This is a genomic window from Tenacibaculum sp. AWR4_210, from assembly GCF_056160945.1.
The window spans coordinates 90942-106666 of sequence record NZ_JBSWYF010000007.1 but is presented as its reverse complement, the minus strand read 5'-3'; the positions used below and the strand labels follow the sequence as shown (position 1 = coordinate 106666).

Below are 15725 nucleotides of genomic sequence, written 5' to 3'. Positions count from 1 at the left end.
ACTACAATTTGTACCCAATACTCAGTAGGAATATTCTGGGTAGGATATAGTTTTTTGTATCTGAAATAACATAGCTTGAAAATCGATTGCTTTGCTTGAATTTTTCATTGTTAAGGTTTTGAAGGCGGAGTTCGAAGTTCCACGGGCTGTCTTTTTTTTGATAAGACAAAGAGGTGTTTACGATGGTATAATAGGTATGCTGACGGAGGTTTTGGTTTTGATAGTGGTAGTGATGATAATTTGCTTTTAAGCGGAAGTTTTTACATGGTGAATATGCGATACTCGCAAAAGGGTTGTGAACAACAAATGTGGTACTGTTAGCATCGGTAATGTATTTTCCGGTATTTCCCTTGTATCCAATTGCTATATTTTGGAAGTTGTGAAATGAGGTTTTCGCACTCAGCTCATAAGAAAATTTCTTGTTGGTATTAACGACCAATGAGGAATTAAGTTGTTGTAAAAATTTAGCTTGTGTGTAGTTTAAACGCAGCTGATATTGAATTTTTTTAATCTTTTTTTTGATGCTTCCTCGAAGGTTCCAATGCTCAATAGCATTGTTTAAAAGTGCAATACTCGTAATTCGATTGATCGATTTAAAATTGACCGTAGTGCTAAATCCACGTATTTTTTTTTGGTAACTGGCACTCAATAGTAATAAGACGTTTCGGTATAAGCTAAACCTACTGTAGTATGCTGTGAGGGAATGGTATAACTCATTTTCGAGATGTTCATTTCCTCTAAATACCGTATTGTAAGATTCTAGATAATAGCGATTCGTTAGTTTGGAAACATTGGGGAAACGAGTTTTTAGCTTGTAGTTGAGTTGTATTTTTTTTGATTTATTGAATTCAATTTTGATTAAAAAATCGGGGAGTAGTACCCATTTATGATGGTCTATTTGTGAATTGGATTGATTAATTTGCCAATGGTAACTATGTAAGAATAGACCTTGTTTACAAGTGAATATACCTGCTTTGAATTTGTAATGCAGCCCAGAAAAGAAGTTGTTTAATGTGAATACGACACGATTATTAAAACCACCAGGGTCAAAGTTGTTCACGGATGCATCGTCTAATAGCTGGGCATCTCTATGGATAAACTTTTCACGTTGATACGTGTCACCTAGCGTAGTGTAGATGTGATGGTTAGTGCTCAAGAGCCAAAAGTCCTTCAACGTAGTTTGTAAAAGCTGTTGAGTCTCTTTTTTAATTTGGCGTATTGCCAATTGTGACTGATGTGGGTTGATAGGGGGAAGTATTGGCTTTATTCTAGCTAAGAAGGGCTGAGATGCATTCCAGTGATTGGTGGCCGTGTTCTTCTCCACTATGGTTTGTAAAATAGCGGAGAATCGGTGTTTTTCTGATTGGTTTTTATGCCATTCAAAACTTTGATTTGCATAGCTGGTTTTGATGTTTTTTTGAGTTATAATGGAATTACTTTGTTGGTTTACGGCAGACAAAACATCCTTAAAATAGTCGTTGGTATTGAACTTAATTTGACTTCTGATATAAAATTGTTCTTGAGGAGTCGGGGTAAATGAGAGGTTTAGCTTTGTGACACCAAAGCGTGTTTTTGACGATCCATGTACCTGCCTTAGTTCTGAAAATGCCGTGTATTCGCGTGAGCTTTCCTGAAAACTTCGCTCCTTGTTGTACGAGAGTACAGCGTAGCCCGAGAGTTCCAGTTTATCAGTTACAGTCCTAGTGAAGTTTACAGCCCCAAAATGTTGTGTATTGCTAAGGTTGTTTTTGTTTTTTAAAAATTGAGATAAAAGGCCCCCTGTCCAGTTAAAGTCTGAGTTGAAAACCGCGTTGATTCCTCCTTGAAAGTTGAGATAATCTTTAAAAGTAAGCGACTTTTCTCCGGTATTGTTGCTATTCCCTATAACGTTCACGGTTGTTTTTGGAGTATAGTAGTATAAGGAAGCCGTACTTTTATAAAAACCAGTATGCCCAGTACCTGCTTCCAGATTACCGAAAACAAAGTGTTTTTTGTCTTCTTTCAATTGGATGTTCATAGCCATATTGTCTGAATCTGAGATGTTTTTTAAAAAGGATACCTCGTTGTAGTTATCAATGACTTCAATCTTTTTAATGGCATCGGCGGGGATGTTTTCTATACCTAGTTTTGTGTTACCATCAAAGAATTTTTTCCCATCAACCAGAAGTCGAGTCACTCTTTTACCGAGTACTGTCACGCCGCCCTTGCCATCTAAATTAACACCTGGAAGCTTTTTTAGTAGGTTTTTAAGTTTTCGCTCTGTACCGTCAACAAAGGTTTGGGGATTATAGGTAATCGTATCTTTTTTTACTGTTACGGGTAGTTCAATAATCACAGTATTGAGCTTATGTATAGCTTCCTTTAAGATAATATCTTTCGATAGGTCGGAGTTTGGAGTAATGTCAAATTTATACTTTTGATATCCCAGATAGGACACGGAAATTGTGTAGCGATGGAGCTGCTTCAGTGGTAAATGGTACTGGCCTTCTTCATCGCTGAGTGTGTATGCCAATCGATTGTTGTTAGCTTTGGAACTGGCGATTATAGCAGCAAATTGCAAAATCTCGCCCTTGTCATTTTTCACTGTGCCTGATAAAGATACGGATTGTGTCAAGGCCTCGTTTGTCAAGAGCATGCAAGGCATCAAGATTAAACATTTTAAGAGTTTCAAATTTTAATGATATTTCTTTTTATAGGCTTGCATTGAATTTTTAACGAGCGTTTCAAATTCGTTATAGCTTACTGTGATTCCCGATGTTGGTTTTTTAATCTTATCCTGAATAGTCGTGTTCAATTCAATCTTTTTGGCTTTGAAATAGTAATGTGTTCCTGTCAGTTCCAATATCAAACCAGGTAAGCCCATATAGTCTAAAGGGGCGAAGCTAATGGGGATTTCAGGTGTAAACCAAGCTTCGATTTTAAATTTAAAAACTCCTTTACTATTGACGATTCTTTTGGTGCCTATGGCTTTTTTGCACAGGTAGTTTTGAATCCGTTTTTCTTCTTGAGTAAGTTTCCACTTAAACATGTCATGACTTACAATGAAGGTTTCTCCTAGCGCTTCCTTTTTACATAAAATAGTGCTGGTTTTTAGGTTGGTATAGTAGTACTCATTGCCTAGCACGAGTTCTGCTAGGTTCTTTTTACTAGTTGGGATATCCATTTTATTTAGCATGAAAAAGCCCGATTCATTTGGAGTACAGACTAGCTTAAAAGTCAGTTTCTTACTCGAATTGAATAGTTTATTCAAATTTGTCGTGAGCACTTTGTTATTGTTGTTTTCCTTACTTAAGTACTTGGATATATCTATGGGTTTGGTACTTACCTCATAAAGTATCACATGATTTCCTGATTGCGAAACGAGTTGAGTGTAACTACAGAAAAGAAGAACAATTGTTATCCATGTTTTCATAGGTTTCTATTTAATTCACTGTCTATGAATAATTGTAGCGGTCTGTTAAGTTTACTTACTTGGGATCGTCACCATCGTCTATGTCATCTTCTGAGAGTTCCTTAAAGGTTTCGAGTTGATAGGCAATACAACCATCATAAGAAGCACGCCATACTATAAGCGAAGTGCCGTAGTTTACTCCTGCCATTATCGCGATGCCTTGAGAAATATCTGCGTATTCTGCACAATTCATATACAAAACTCTAGTGTATATAGATTTTGCACTGAGCGCATTGGTGGTGATAAAAAGAAGAGCGAAGGCTATTAGTCGTTTTTTCATAATTCCTGATTTTTTTTGCAAGTTTTCAAACTACTCGGTTTTTTTGATTGCCTGCTTTAAATAGTGGTTACCTGTTTCGGTAATTACTCTTTCTAAGATATCCTCGTTGTTAAGGGGCATCGCTACTTACAGTAGTAAAGTATGCGCTACTGATTGCTTTGATGGAGGGACTTAGTAAAAATAGACTGAAAAATAGATAAGGAAGAGAGGTATGTTCAAAACGCCACGAATTGTGTTATCGGCGGTAACTTTTTGTTGATAACTGGGAATAACTGTTAAAAAGGAGGGACGTTTATACCAGTGAAGTACCAGTGAGATTTCTAACTGTAAGCATTAATCTTTACGGGTTTTAGTGGCTGTAGTGTTTGAAATAACAAATGCGATTAAGAGTACTGAATTTAAAATGGCACTATAGCACCATACGTCGGTCATAAATGGTGTTTGGCAGGGAGGACATGGAGTATGGGGAGCACAGGGTTCACACAGAATAAAGAAGGAATCGAATACGAATCGTAAGAGAAGTGCTCCATTACTCAGGAGAGCAAAGTATAGTATATAGTGAGCGAAAGTGGTATTCAGTTTCATAGGGCAATGCATTTTTATTCGTATTTTTTTTAAAAAGTAACTGTATAAATATACATAAAGCTCGTCAATTTATACCTAGTTAAAAATACGATGCTCGAGAAACGTGCGAATTAATGTCCAAAAGAAAATCTATATCTAGTTCAGTAGTTCTGCTACACAGCGCAAAGCCGATTTTGCGGCAGCATGAACACTTCCCCAATCACTGCCATCTGTATAAGAAGTTCCAGCAAAGTACAATCTGTTGTTCACGGACTGACCGAGTACTTTTACAGTTCTCCAACGCTCTTGGTCGTACACATAGGCACCTTCTATAAAAGGCTCACGACTCCAGTTTTGGGTAATGTGTTGAAGGTATTGCTCGGAAGCTTGGCCATCAAAAAGCGCATCTAGTTCCTTGAGCATGTATTGGAGCAGGGCCTGGTCTGATAACTCGGCGTAGGGTACAGTTGCGGTTCCAAGGGCTAGGAACCCGAGTACGTTTCTCTCAGAATGCTGTCCGTAGGAAGCATCGTAATACAGTTTTTGTCCAGATTTTCGAGGACGAATTGAGGTTTCGATAACGGTGGGATAAAACTTTTCAGAGAACTCAATAAAAGCTTTAAAACCATCCCAAACGGTTACTTTTTCTATGGCTTTTAATTTTTTTTCTGGTAGTGCTGGGACAAAACGGATGGCTTTTTTTTGGAGCATTTTTACCGGTACAGTTACGATAACCTTAGTTGCTTTAAATTCTTTAGTAGAGGTGGCAACGCTAACACCATCGGAATGGTAGGTTACGGATTCGACTATTTGGTTGTATTGTATGTTACTCTCGATTGTTGGAACTACATAGGTTTTAAAAAAATCTAACCATGATGAATTGACAAATTTTTGGTCGATGTCAAAGCCCATGTCATCCATAGAAATTTCTTCACCATCATAGAGTCCATAATCGGAACTTTCATATCCTTTTGTCTCGATAGCTATGCTCGTCTCAGCATCGTTTACAATATCGTTAAAGACACTCTTTTCAACATGTAACCACTCTGCTCCTAAGGGAATAGGAAAATCGACGAAATCGTTGACAGTTTTCATTCGGCCTCCCAAATTTGGCGAGGCTTCCAAAATTTGAAAATCAATACCTAATTGGGCCAATCGGTAGGCCGCTGTCAGGCCAGCAGCTCCGGCTCCTATAATGAGTATTTTACCCTTAAAATTCACTGACTTTTTAGGGGAGTCAATGAATTGTTCAGCACCGAACACCGATTGAAGGGGGAGGCTGATTCCGAGAATACTACAAATTTTAAGGAATTCTTTGCGTGTCATATCGGGTGTCTTTTAATGTCTGGTAATATTAGATTACTTTTTTTAAAAAAGCAAAAGTTGCCCAGGGTTTTGTGATCCAGTAGTATAGGGGCGTGTTTGTTAGGGCATACAAAGAGCGAACTAATACAGTACTATGAAAAAAGCAGCTCAAACCTTGGCCTGAGCTGCTTTTTCGTGGAAATGCGGTTTATTGATGTCAACAGGACTATACTAAGTTGAGTTCAACGGCTACATTACCCTTTAAGGCTAAAGAATAAGGACAAACGGCATGTGCTTTTTCGAGTAATGTCTTGGCAACCTCTTCGGAAACACCGGTTATAGCTACATCGATACGCGCTGTTAAGGAATAAGTCGATACATCTGTCATGGCGAGTCCGATAACCGCTGTTGTTTTCGATGTTATAGGTAACTTTTCTTTTCCGGCTACCATTTGCAGAGCGCTGTCGAAGCAAGCGGAATATCCCGCTGCAAATAATTGCTCTGGGTTGGTATAATTACCGCCATCACCTCCTAATTGGATAGGCATTTTAAGGTTAAAATCGAGCACACCATCGGCACTTTTTACGTGTCCTTTGCGTCCTCCTGTAGTTGTTGCTGCTGTTTCAAATAATATTTTCATGGGTTATAACTGTTTGTGTAATAAGCTTAATAATTTTACGAGGTTGTTTCGGAAATCCTTGAGCTCCTCGTCGCTAAAGGAATCATTGGCAAAGTGACGTTCAATTTCTTGAGGGATGGAAGCTGCTGCTACTTGAAGCTGCTTTCCTTTCGCTGTCAATGCAATATGTACTGTTCGTTCGTCGTCGGTAGCTCGCGTTCTGCTAACCAATTCTTTGTGTTCTAAACGTTTGAGGAGTGGGGTCAATGTATTACTTTCTAAAAATAGCAGGCTTCCAATATCTTTTACAGCCATGGTTTCGTATTCCCAGAGTACCAAGAGCACGAGGTATTGTGGATAGGTGATATCCAACTGTTTTAAATGGGGAGCGTATAATTTAGTCGTTAAGCGAGAAGCTGCATACAGCGGAAAACACAGTTGGTTTTCCAATTTTAGTTGTTCACAAGTTTTAGTCATGTTGCGTACTGTTTTTTTTAGTAAATGATCCTGTTGACCACAGTGCCCATACTATGAGCAGGGGTTGGAAAAATAATCGAATCAGCCGCTTTTGATCTGTGTCGAGTCCGAAAGCACTAATTTCATTGGTGTATTGTGAAATATTTCCTGGAAAGATAAGCACGAAGAAGACTGCCAACAGAATACCTACTTTTTTCTGATGTTTCCATAAAAAGATCATGGCGATACCTAAGGCAATTTCCACAATTCCTGAGGTCAGGACAATGAGATCCATAAAGTCTGAGTGATGGGTTAGCCAGCGCGGTACTTGAGCTAGAAATTCCTGCCTGTGAAAGGTTAAATGACCAATACCTGCAAAGGTCATAAAGGCTCCCAAAACTATTCGGGCGATGCTTTGTAATGTTTTCATATCGTTAAAGATTAAATCGTGCACGATGCAAATGTACGAAGATTTCCTTGAAAATTGGAAAGCGATAATGGGTTTTATACGGGTTTTGTTTTTAAGTATCTGTTAATGAGTGTATTGTTTTTTACAGGTCTATTTGTAAATAACGGAGTAGTAGCTCTTTTTGGTGTTGGGAGTTTAGGTTTTTAGAAAAATGAGCTTGAATCCACTTAGCGGTTTCTTGTTCGTTATGTTGTTGATGGTAAAGAAATGCCAGTAGATACTCTTCCGTGAGCAAAGGAGTTCCTATGCGAAATGGAGGTTTTTGCAGGTTTTGATGCAGAGAAGCAATATTTTGATCTATCGATTGATGGTTGTCAAACCATTCTTTTATGATAGGGATATTTCTTCTAAGATTTTTCGTCAAGGTTTTTTGGAAAGAAGCTTTGTTGACGGTACTAATTTCATCCGAATTAACAATCTTTTTACCTTCCATATATCCGTACCAATGTGGTGTATGGTTTAGATACATGAGTTTAGTCGTTTTGGCTGTTCGGTGATACCTTAGTGTATTTCCGGAATATGAAGGGATAAAACGATAAGCATTCCCGAAGGTTAGCAAGCCTCTATATCCTTTACCTACGGAGTATTGCACTATATGTTGAATTCCCTGTTCGTTGAAGTCTGAGTACCATAAATATTTTCCATTCCAATGAGGCAGTCCAATATTTGCCAACTGGGGGCTTGCAATGTTGTTTAAAAGATGGAGTCGATCCGCCAACAGAACCTCATCGAAGTTTTGATAACGATAGTATATGTAGTATTGGCGGTACTTTTGTTTAAAGTAGTTATTTAACTGCGTTATGATTTTCATAATTATTATAGAGTTTTAAAGTTTAGGAAAGAAAAAACGCTTCATTTGTTTCCAAATATAGTCCTTGTCATAAGGACCTTGATGATAATAGAATGCACCGTTAGGCTTGATGAGTAAAAAGCTTCCATGGGGAACTGCATAGGGAAAAAAGAGTCTGTTTAAGAGTCGTTCTTTATCGGGAATCCAGTGAATGTACTTTCGTTGGTAGTCCGAAGCTCTCTTTGAATTCGGGTCGTATATCCAAAAGAGGGAGATTGCATCGCGTTGGGCTAGACGATTACTAAAATTAGCGTCCAGCACGTTCCATTTGGAAGTAGCAAATTTTTTCTGATTAGAGGCCAAGGGGGAAAGATAATTAATAACGAGGTAACCGTTATCAGCTAGGCTGCTTTTGCCTATTTTTTGGAGGTATGCTTGTAATGCTTTCAGAGCACTAGGAGCCAATTGGCCTACTTTTTCTTTAGGTACAAGAATGGTGATTTCTTGTTGGTCTCTTCGGAAATGTAAGTCTAGATACTGTGGTTCTTGTAGTCGTTTGTTATACAAGAAGTCTGATAGTTCTATTCCGTATTCGTTATAATGCTTGGCGTTTGCTTGCTGTGCAAAGCTGTGAACCGCAAAAAGTAATAGGAATAAAAATAAGAGGTAAGAATGTTTCATAGTATTAAGGTTCGAGAGGAGCAGTAGCGTGTACAGTGTTTTTATCCCAAGCAATAACCTGTACTCCTGGTGAGTAATGGGCGTGTACTGGTGGCGTATTGAGTAGCTCTTCAAATTTCGGAAATTTAAAATCCAAAGATGTTAATTTAATAGCATACAAGGGCCACTCCACATGGTGAATGTCAAATTGCAGCAGTTGACCAGAGGAGTTTTCTTGAAACAAAGCATAGCGTTCTGTAAGCCATAGGTCAAGGGTGGTTTTGTTCCGTATAAGCTTTTCTTTTGTGAAGGAAACCGAAAATTGAGTAGCTTTTTCGCTATTTTTTGAAGAGAATTTCCCTGTTTCGCGTTGCATGGCGGCATGAGTATACGGAAGTTCAGAAATTGCTTTAGCGATATAGCAAGCACATTTTTTAGAAGCTTCGATACTTAAAAAATAGACACCACTTTTACCATTGCTGCGCACATAGGTGCGCAGGTTGAGTTCATCGAAATTTGATATTGGTGGAAAGGATGGGACATAGCGAAACTTCATCTTTTCCATACTAAAAGCGACAAAACTTATCCATGCTGTTCCATCACAGGTGTCAAGCTGTACTAAGGAAGGGATATAGGGTTGTAAGAGTGTCTTAGGAACGGGCCAATGCAAAAAAATGGCACGGTTCCATTCTTGGTAAAATTTCCAAGGAGTGCTGGGCATAGAAAAGGGCCTGTGCGCCGTTTCTTTCGTAATATTCATAGCGTTGAGTTTAGCAGTGTTAAAATTACGAAATACCGAGAAAACTCCTCGGATAAATGATCCAAGGAGCCTATTTTATTGTAAAATTTTAAGAAAAGTGTCTTTTTTTCTCGTTGCCAAGGGGACTTTATAGCCATTTTTGAGTACTAGGAAGTCGCCTTCGCGTTTATCGTATCGGATGAGGTGGTTTAAATTGACCAAAAAGGATTGATGACAGCGAAAAAAAGTTTGATTAGGTAATAGGTTCTGGTACTCTTTTATCGACTTTGTCGCCATTAGCGAATGTTGGTCTTTGATAAAGAATTCTGTATAACTCCCATTGGCTTCCAAGTGAAAAATATCGTTTATAGTAATTATTTGGAGTCCGTGCTTGTCTTTTACGATGAGTTTATGCGGGCGTTCATAGGTCATGTTTTCACGAAGGGTGTCTAGTTTTTGTGACGTAGCGTGGGTATGGCGTTCGGTCAAGGCCTTCTCAACCGCGGTGACGAGATCTTCGTAATCGAAAGGTTTTAACAAGTAGTCCAACGCGCTGTACTTAATAGCTTGTAAGGCGTACTGCTGAAAGGATGAGATAAAGATCAGCTGAAAGTTTTTGTCGGGCAAACTCTCCAGGATGTCAAAACCGTTCCCGTCGGGGAGTTCGACATCCAAAAATACGAGTTCTGGAGCCGTGGTTGTGATAAGTGCGATAGCAGTTTCTACCGTTTCAGCCACACCGCACAAATGTACGTTTGGACAGTGTTTTTCCAGTTGCCTTATCAGGCTTTTTTGGGCGGCTTTATTGTCTTCAATGATAACTGTTTGCATAGTAGTATAGTTCTGTAGATAGTAGGCTTACATAGTAAAAGAGGGGAGTTGAAGTTGAACACGGGTACCCGTTGCTACGGAGTGTACTTTGAAGTAACTCTCTTTGTATCCTCGTTTTTTGAGGAGGTCTATTCGTTCTTTAGTGATGGCCATTGCATGAGAGGTGTGATTTGTCGGGATTTCTTGTTCGAGGGCGGTGATACCGATACCATTGTCTTCAATGGCTAAAATGATGAGATCGTCTTTTAGGCTAAAGCTGATGGTGATAGTCGCCTCAGCTCCCAGTGAGGCTATACCGTGTTCAATGGCATTTTCTACAAAGGGTTGTGCAAACATAGGTGGAATGGCAATTTCATCGGTGAATATGGCTTCATCAACGTCAATGTGATAGTTAAATGGTACAGCTCTGCGCAGGTTTTGGATAGCGAGGTAGTTATCGAGCATTTTTATTTCTTGTTCGAGGGGCACAAACTGATTGCGAGAATTGTCTAAAACTTGCCGTATAAGTTTGGCGAACTTAGCGAGGTACAATCCTGCTTTTTCTTTAGCACCACTATCAATATAGTCCTGAATGGCCGCCATGGCATTAAAAATAAAATGAGGATTCATTTGAACGCGTAACAAATTCTGTTCGATATCTCGATTTTTCTGCGTGAGTTTGAATTGTTTTTGCTGATAAATAAGCACGAGCACAATTCCTAAGAGCAGTAGTACAAGTACGGTAATGATCAGTGCGGTAGTTTTTAATTTTGACTCAGAGAGTTGAAGTTCTTTAATGGCAGCTTCTTGATTGAGGTTGACGATTTCTTGTTCTTTTATTTCAGTTTCGTGTTTAATTTTTAATCCTGCAATAGTGAGGTTTTTTTCTTTTCCCAGAAGTGAATCATAGAGCGTATGGAAGGTTTCAAGACGCTGTAGCGCTCCCTTGTAGTTGCCTTGTGCTTTGTGAATAGCAACTAAAATTTGAGCACCTAGTTTTATATTGGTGACATTTTGGATAGTATGGGCCAGGGCAATTCCGCGTTCGAGCAGTTGTTGTGCTTTGGTGAGGTTTTTTTGTCTCCAAGCAATTCTTCCTGCTAGGATGTAGGCTTCAGCAATATTGGATTTAAAATCTATTTGTTGGCTTAAGGCTAAGCCTTTTTCTGCGTGGCTAATGGCTTTTTTAAGTTGATTTGTGTCGAGGAAATGCTGTCCTAAATCGATTAAATTTACCGCGATGAATTCTTTGTTTTCTAGCTTTTCAGCAGCTTGCAAGGAGTACTGATAATTTTCCAATGCCTGGTCAAATTTTTTCATAGAGGCATAGGTGTTGGCAATATTGTTATACAGCAAGGGAGTTTGGCCTTTGTGTTCCGATTTTTTGGCCAGTTCCAGTCCTTTTTTAAAATAATGGAGGGCATCGGTAAAGAGCATTAATTCGTTGTAAATACTTCCAATATTGTTGTAGTTAATTGTCAATCCGCGAGTGTCTGGAATTGCCGAAAGAATTTTTGACGATTGAAGGTAGTACTCAAGACCTTCAGGATAGCGACCGAGGTCGTAATAGGCCGCTCCTATGTTGTTCAAGTTTGCTGCAATCCCCTTTTTATTGTCCTGCTCTTTTTCGTAGGCAAGTGATGCACGGTAATATGCTATAGCTTTATTTTTATCACCGAGTTTGCTGTAGACGATTCCGATATTGGTATTGCACATGGCAATTTGACTAGCATTCTTAATGTCTTCTGCGTAGTTCAAGGCCTTTAAATAGGTGTCGAGAGCGAGCTGATAATCGCCTTTGTTCTGATGGATAACCCCGATGTTTAAATAGCTAAAACAGAGTCCTTTTTTGTCGTTGCGTAGTTTTTTTGTTTTGATGGACTGTTCGTAAAAGTACAAGGCTTTGTTGTGTTGTCCGAGTTCTTCGTATAAGAGGCCTATATTGTTTTGTGATTTGGCAATACCAATGGTGTCCTTAATCTGTTGTTTGATGGCCAAACTCTTTTTGTGGAATACCAAGGCACTGCTGTCTTTGTCTTGCAAGTAGGCTAAAATTCCGAGGTTGTTATAGGCCTTGGCTTTTTGCTGTAAGAGGCTATCTCCGGCCAGAGAGGTAATGTTGAGGTACTGTTTTGAAGCGAGCTGGTATTCCCCTTTTTTGATTCTGAAATAACCGAGTTCTAACAAGGCGCCAATGGTACCTGATATCAGCCCTGTTTCTTCAGAGAGCTTCATGGATTTTTGAATATACGCCAGTTTTTGCAATGAGTCTTTAGGGGGGTATAACTGCGCTATTTTATTGTAGAGTTTGATTTTGGCAGCGGCCGAAGTTTCTTCATGACTGCGTTGAATGAGCGAGTCTATTTTTGGGGTTTGCTGGGCGTTTAAGACCAGTACGTGAGTTAGAATTAAGAAAAATAATGTAATGGTGTGTTTGAGCCTCCTCTTAGAGGTTGCCATGGGCGAAGGATTGGGTAGCATGTGTTCTCTGTTTTAGTTTGATAAAATACTAGATTACCAGAACAGAAAATTCTAACGATGAAAGTGAAAGGTTCAAAAAGAGAGGGCAAATCTATAAAAAAATAAGAATAAAGAGGTGTAAAATTTAGGAGAACTCACGATTTTTTGAATGTGTTTTTTCGCTTATCAAATTAGATGAAGCGCTTTTTGATAAAACTACAACACTTATAAAAATGACCATTTTGCGCTGTAATAAGCGGCTACTTTTGGCTTTGAACCTACCGAGCTATGCTTTGTGAATCAGAGGGTCAGGTAGCGAAAAAGAAACAAGATGGTATTGAATTCCTTTTTTAAGACTGTAAAAAGTCACATTGAAAGTCACTTGAAAAGTTCCGATGGAACACCGGTAAAACTATCGCTGTATAGTGATGCCTATTTCAGACAACAGGGCCCCTTGAAATCGCCCCGAGTTTTTTTCCGGTACAAAGATGTTTTGTGGGAGCAAGGAGCCTCTGGGTTTCGACAAGGTCAGGTGAGTTTTCAGATATCAATCGTTTTTCCACCCCAGTTGTATCAGCAGTTTTCAGGTGTTTTCTCCATGGCGAGTGAAATAGATAAAGCCTTGCGTGCTGTGTCTTCTGCTCCGACGAATGCTGTTGCCGTGAGTAATCCCATTCTTAAAATTAGAGAAGGCCAACGATTAGAGAGTCAGATGGTATGGGAAAAGATTGATTTTTCAATATGGGAAATGGAGTATACAACCACCCTGATTGATACAGGGCAGGTAAAACACTACAACCTACTTCTTAACAACGCGTTTAGTAAGGACGATTTAAAACAGCCCGCAAAGAAAGAGGCGCTGATAGAAAAGTTAGGGAAACAGGGAATTGATGTAACTGTATATACCGATGGTAAGGCGGAGCTCGTCGACAAAATCATCACCCATAAAATTGAACTAAACAAAGAACAAAACAGAAAATAAATAAATAAAAATTAGCACTATGGGCGCACTATTTAATGACGTTGTAATCAACAAGGTCTCGGGCGGATTAGGAAGGAGAATTCCCAATAGAGACATGGTCTCAGGGTTACTCTTTAACGGAGCTGATGCTACCGGTCCAAAAATTGGAGATACTGCATTACAGCTTAAAGATGAAACATTGTATCGTTTGGCATCCTTGAAGGATGCAGAAGGTTTGGGAATCATCCCAGCTTATGATAACGGCGGGGAATCTGCGTATTATCAAATAGCACAGTATTTTAGAATGAATCCTTCGGGTGATCTGTTTATTTACAAAAACAGCAAGGCAACTACCTATGCAAATTTGGTGAAAGATGCTGAAAAGATGCAAGAATTAGCATTGGGAGAAATCAGACAGTTAGCGATTGTTTTTAAAGGAGAAGATCAGTCGAAATCTAAAACAACTCCAGAGTATTTTAGTCAAACTCTCAAGGCAGTGGCGGCAGCAAAAACGGCAACAGAACAGGCGTTTAAAAATCACCGCCCTATGGAAATTTTTTTAGAAGGTAAGGGATTTGATGCGACCAAAGCACCTGTGGCAATCAAAGGTATCGGGGCTTCAGGAGTTTCAGTAGTGGTTGCTATGGACTCCGCAAAGGCTAAAGAAGACAATTACAAAAATACAGCAGCGGTAGGCGTACTACTCGGCGCGGTATCAAAAGCGAAAGTATCCGAAAACATTGCTTGGATAGAAAAGTTTAACCTCAGTGGTGATGGTTTTCAAAAAGTAGGTTTTGTCGGAGGGAAAAATTTACCAACAGAAGGAGCACAAACGGTTTTAGACGAGGCGAAATACGTTTTTACTCGCACCCATGTCGGAATTGGAGGAGTGTATTTTAACGACAGTCATACCTGTATTGAAAAGACCTCGGATTATACGTTTATCGAAGCCAATAGAACTTTACATAAGGCATCGAGATTGGTACGTCAGGCCCTGTTGCCAAAAGTAAACTCTCCCGTACTTGTCGATCCGCAAAATGGGACACTGGCTCCCTCTGTAGTCAAAGGTATGGAAACACTTTGTAAGGCGGCACTAGAGGCCATGTTGGCCAATGGAGAAATATCAGCATTGGAAGTATTTGTTGATCCCTTGCAAAATATTTTAGCAACGAGCGAACTCAAAGTAGTGGTTTCTATTATTCCTACCGGAACGGCCAGAAAGATCACTGTAGACTTAGGATTTAAAAATCCTTTTGCAAAATCAAAATAACTTAAAGACTTAAAATCATGCCACATTTACCATTAGTAAATGGCCATCGTCACGGATGGTCGTCGGTTGAAGTAAATATATTAGATAGAATCGTTACCGGAATCACTGCCATTAGTTACGACGATGCACAAGTAAAAGAAAATCATTACGGAGCAGGGGACATGCCTGTTTTTAGAGGCAGAGGAAAATACGAGGCCAAAGCATCGATTACGCTGTACGCTTTTGAGGTAGAATCCATTCAACAAGCATTGCCAAAAGGAAAACGACTTCAAGATGTTCCTCTGTTTGATATCAAGGTTAGCTTTTTAGATAATTCTAGCAATGTGATAACACATGTTATCAGGAATTGTGAATTCAAAACCAACAAACGAGATATGAAACAAGGAGATTCTAAGGTAGAAGTTCAGCTAGACCTTATCGTCTCTCATATTGAATGGAACTAAGCGACAATTTACTATAAACTATCCGGGCAATAATTGCAGTTTGTTGCTCGGATTTAAAAAGAAAAAAGAAACAAAGAAACATGGAAACAACAAAAAACACAACCGTATTAGACGGTAACATTACTACAGCACAATTACAAACTTGGAAATCAAAATACGGAAAACTCATTAAAGTATCAGTAGATAACGACGAGTCAGAGAAGTGTTATGCCTATTTCAGGAAACCTACGATGGCTACGAGAGCAGCAGTGTTACAAACTTCAAAAGCCGATGAGTTTAAAGCCTTAGAAGTACTCTTTAAAAACTGTTTTCTCGGTGGAGATCAGGAAATAGAAATGGATGACGACTTGAAGCTGTCCGTAATTACCGCGTTTGCAGATGTGACACAACCCAAAGAGGCAACGGCAAAAAAGATTTAGATCCTTTCCTTATTTCTGAGCTAGCGGGA

16 protein-coding genes are annotated in these 15725 nt (G+C 39.2%); 4 read left to right on the top strand and 12 right to left on the bottom strand.

Annotated elements, in window-relative coordinates:
* Nucleotide 1 precedes the first annotated feature (1 nt).
* The 12 genes from ACXAG7_RS13940 to ACXAG7_RS13885 all read right to left on the bottom strand — a co-directional run bounded on the left by ACXAG7_RS13940 (nucleotide 2) and on the right by ACXAG7_RS13885 (nucleotide 12624).
* Nucleotides 2–2671, bottom strand: a complete 2670-nt coding sequence (locus ACXAG7_RS13940) for a carboxypeptidase regulatory-like domain-containing protein (RefSeq protein WP_476667190.1) — start codon at nucleotides 2669–2671, stop codon at nucleotides 2–4.
* Nucleotides 2672–2674: 3 nt separating this feature from the next.
* Nucleotides 2675–3412 (bottom strand): GLPGLI family protein, encoded by a 738-nt coding sequence (locus tag ACXAG7_RS13935; protein ID WP_476667189.1) that lies wholly within the window; start codon nucleotides 3410–3412, stop codon nucleotides 2675–2677.
* 55 nt (nucleotides 3413–3467) lie between these two features.
* The gene (locus ACXAG7_RS13930; protein ID WP_476667188.1) at nucleotides 3468–3731 is read right to left on the bottom strand and encodes a hypothetical protein; all 264 of its coding nucleotides are present in this window, start codon (nucleotides 3729–3731) and stop codon (nucleotides 3468–3470) included.
* A gap of 720 nt (nucleotides 3732–4451) precedes the next feature.
* Nucleotides 4452–5621: a flavin monoamine oxidase family protein gene (locus tag ACXAG7_RS13925; RefSeq protein WP_476667187.1), complete on the bottom strand. Its 1170-nt coding sequence runs from the start codon at nucleotides 5619–5621 to the stop codon at nucleotides 4452–4454.
* A 205-nt stretch (nucleotides 5622–5826) separates the two neighbouring features.
* Nucleotides 5827–6240 carry an organic hydroperoxide resistance protein gene (locus ACXAG7_RS13920; protein WP_476667186.1) on the bottom strand — a complete coding sequence of 138 codons (414 nt, stop codon included), beginning with the start codon at nucleotides 6238–6240 and terminating at the stop codon, nucleotides 5827–5829.
* A gap of 3 nt (nucleotides 6241–6243) precedes the next feature.
* A complete protein-coding gene (locus ACXAG7_RS13915) occupies nucleotides 6244–6696 on the bottom strand; it encodes a MarR family winged helix-turn-helix transcriptional regulator (RefSeq protein WP_476667185.1) in 453 nt (150 codons plus the stop codon).
* Entirely contained in the window at nucleotides 6689–7105 is a 417-nt protein-coding gene (locus tag ACXAG7_RS13910) for a DoxX family protein (RefSeq protein ID WP_476667184.1), read from the bottom strand. Before ACXAG7_RS13910 ends, ACXAG7_RS13915 begins: the two co-directional genes overlap by 8 nt.
* Nucleotides 7106–7226: 121 nt before the next feature.
* On the bottom strand, nucleotides 7227–7955 hold the full coding sequence (locus ACXAG7_RS13905) for a hypothetical protein (protein WP_476667183.1): 729 nt from the start codon (nucleotides 7953–7955) through the stop codon (nucleotides 7227–7229).
* A gap of 15 nt (nucleotides 7956–7970) precedes the next feature.
* Complete coding sequence (locus ACXAG7_RS13900; RefSeq protein ID WP_476667182.1) at nucleotides 7971–8615, bottom strand: hypothetical protein; 645 nt, start codon at nucleotides 8613–8615, stop codon at nucleotides 7971–7973.
* Between the two features lie 4 nt (nucleotides 8616–8619).
* The gene (locus ACXAG7_RS13895) at nucleotides 8620–9354 is read right to left on the bottom strand and encodes a YqjF family protein (RefSeq protein WP_476667181.1); all 735 of its coding nucleotides are present in this window, start codon (nucleotides 9352–9354) and stop codon (nucleotides 8620–8622) included.
* Between the two features lie 75 nt (nucleotides 9355–9429).
* Entirely contained in the window at nucleotides 9430–10164 is a 735-nt protein-coding gene (locus tag ACXAG7_RS13890; protein WP_408042489.1) for a LytR/AlgR family response regulator transcription factor, read from the bottom strand.
* Nucleotides 10165–10191: 27 nt separating this feature from the next.
* On the bottom strand, nucleotides 10192–12624 hold the full coding sequence (locus ACXAG7_RS13885; RefSeq protein ID WP_476667180.1) for a tetratricopeptide repeat-containing sensor histidine kinase: 2433 nt from the start codon (nucleotides 12622–12624) through the stop codon (nucleotides 10192–10194).
* A 310-nt stretch (nucleotides 12625–12934) separates the two neighbouring features.
* On the opposite strand from ACXAG7_RS13885, the gene ACXAG7_RS13880 reads away from it, so the two are divergent.
* The 4 genes from ACXAG7_RS13880 (at nucleotide 12935) to ACXAG7_RS13865 (ending at nucleotide 15696) form a co-directional block, all read left to right on the top strand.
* The gene (locus ACXAG7_RS13880; protein ID WP_476667179.1) at nucleotides 12935–13585 is read left to right on the top strand and encodes a hypothetical protein; all 651 of its coding nucleotides are present in this window, start codon (nucleotides 12935–12937) and stop codon (nucleotides 13583–13585) included.
* A gap of 19 nt (nucleotides 13586–13604) precedes the next feature.
* Nucleotides 13605–14834, top strand: coding sequence for a DUF2586 family protein (locus ACXAG7_RS13875; RefSeq protein WP_476667178.1), 1230 nt, complete (start codon nucleotides 13605–13607; stop codon nucleotides 14832–14834).
* A gap of 17 nt (nucleotides 14835–14851) precedes the next feature.
* Nucleotides 14852–15277 carry a hypothetical protein gene (locus ACXAG7_RS13870; RefSeq protein ID WP_408042493.1) on the top strand — a complete coding sequence of 142 codons (426 nt, stop codon included), beginning with the start codon at nucleotides 14852–14854 and terminating at the stop codon, nucleotides 15275–15277.
* Nucleotides 15278–15357: 80 nt separating this feature from the next.
* Nucleotides 15358–15696 carry a hypothetical protein gene (locus ACXAG7_RS13865; protein WP_408042494.1) on the top strand — a complete coding sequence of 113 codons (339 nt, stop codon included), beginning with the start codon at nucleotides 15358–15360 and terminating at the stop codon, nucleotides 15694–15696.
* Nucleotides 15697–15725 lie beyond the last annotated feature (29 nt).

What these genes read in the sequence shown, in the direction of transcription:
- ACXAG7_RS13900 (WP_476667182.1), bottom strand. Translation starts at nt 8,615, where the DNA reads ATGAAACATTCTTACCTCTTATTTTTATTCCTATTACTTTTTGCGGTT.
- ACXAG7_RS13920 (WP_476667186.1), bottom strand. Translation starts at nt 6,240, where the DNA reads ATGAAAATATTATTTGAAACAGCAGCAACAACTACAGGAGGACGCAAA.
- ACXAG7_RS13915 (WP_476667185.1), bottom strand. Translation starts at nt 6,696, where the DNA reads ATGACTAAAACTTGTGAACAACTAAAATTGGAAAACCAACTGTGTTTT.
- ACXAG7_RS13885 (WP_476667180.1), bottom strand. Translation starts at nt 12,624, where the DNA reads ATGCTACCCAATCCTTCGCCCATGGCAACCTCTAAGAGGAGGCTCAAA.
- ACXAG7_RS13910 (WP_476667184.1), bottom strand. Translation starts at nt 7,105, where the DNA reads ATGAAAACATTACAAAGCATCGCCCGAATAGTTTTGGGAGCCTTTATG.
- ACXAG7_RS13890 (WP_408042489.1), bottom strand. Translation starts at nt 10,164, where the DNA reads ATGCAAACAGTTATCATTGAAGACAATAAAGCCGCCCAAAAAAGCCTG.
- ACXAG7_RS13865 (WP_408042494.1), top strand. Translation starts at nt 15,358, where the DNA reads ATGGAAACAACAAAAAACACAACCGTATTAGACGGTAACATTACTACA.
- ACXAG7_RS13925 (WP_476667187.1), bottom strand. Translation starts at nt 5,621, where the DNA reads ATGACACGCAAAGAATTCCTTAAAATTTGTAGTATTCTCGGAATCAGC.
- ACXAG7_RS13875 (WP_476667178.1), top strand. Translation starts at nt 13,605, where the DNA reads ATGGGCGCACTATTTAATGACGTTGTAATCAACAAGGTCTCGGGCGGA.
- ACXAG7_RS13895 (WP_476667181.1), bottom strand. Translation starts at nt 9,354, where the DNA reads ATGAATATTACGAAAGAAACGGCGCACAGGCCCTTTTCTATGCCCAGC.
- ACXAG7_RS13930 (WP_476667188.1), bottom strand. Translation starts at nt 3,731, where the DNA reads ATGAAAAAACGACTAATAGCCTTCGCTCTTCTTTTTATCACCACCAAT.
- ACXAG7_RS13870 (WP_408042493.1), top strand. Translation starts at nt 14,852, where the DNA reads ATGCCACATTTACCATTAGTAAATGGCCATCGTCACGGATGGTCGTCG.
- ACXAG7_RS13935 (WP_476667189.1), bottom strand. Translation starts at nt 3,412, where the DNA reads ATGAAAACATGGATAACAATTGTTCTTCTTTTCTGTAGTTACACTCAA.
- ACXAG7_RS13880 (WP_476667179.1), top strand. Translation starts at nt 12,935, where the DNA reads ATGGTATTGAATTCCTTTTTTAAGACTGTAAAAAGTCACATTGAAAGT.
- ACXAG7_RS13905 (WP_476667183.1), bottom strand. Translation starts at nt 7,955, where the DNA reads ATGAAAATCATAACGCAGTTAAATAACTACTTTAAACAAAAGTACCGC.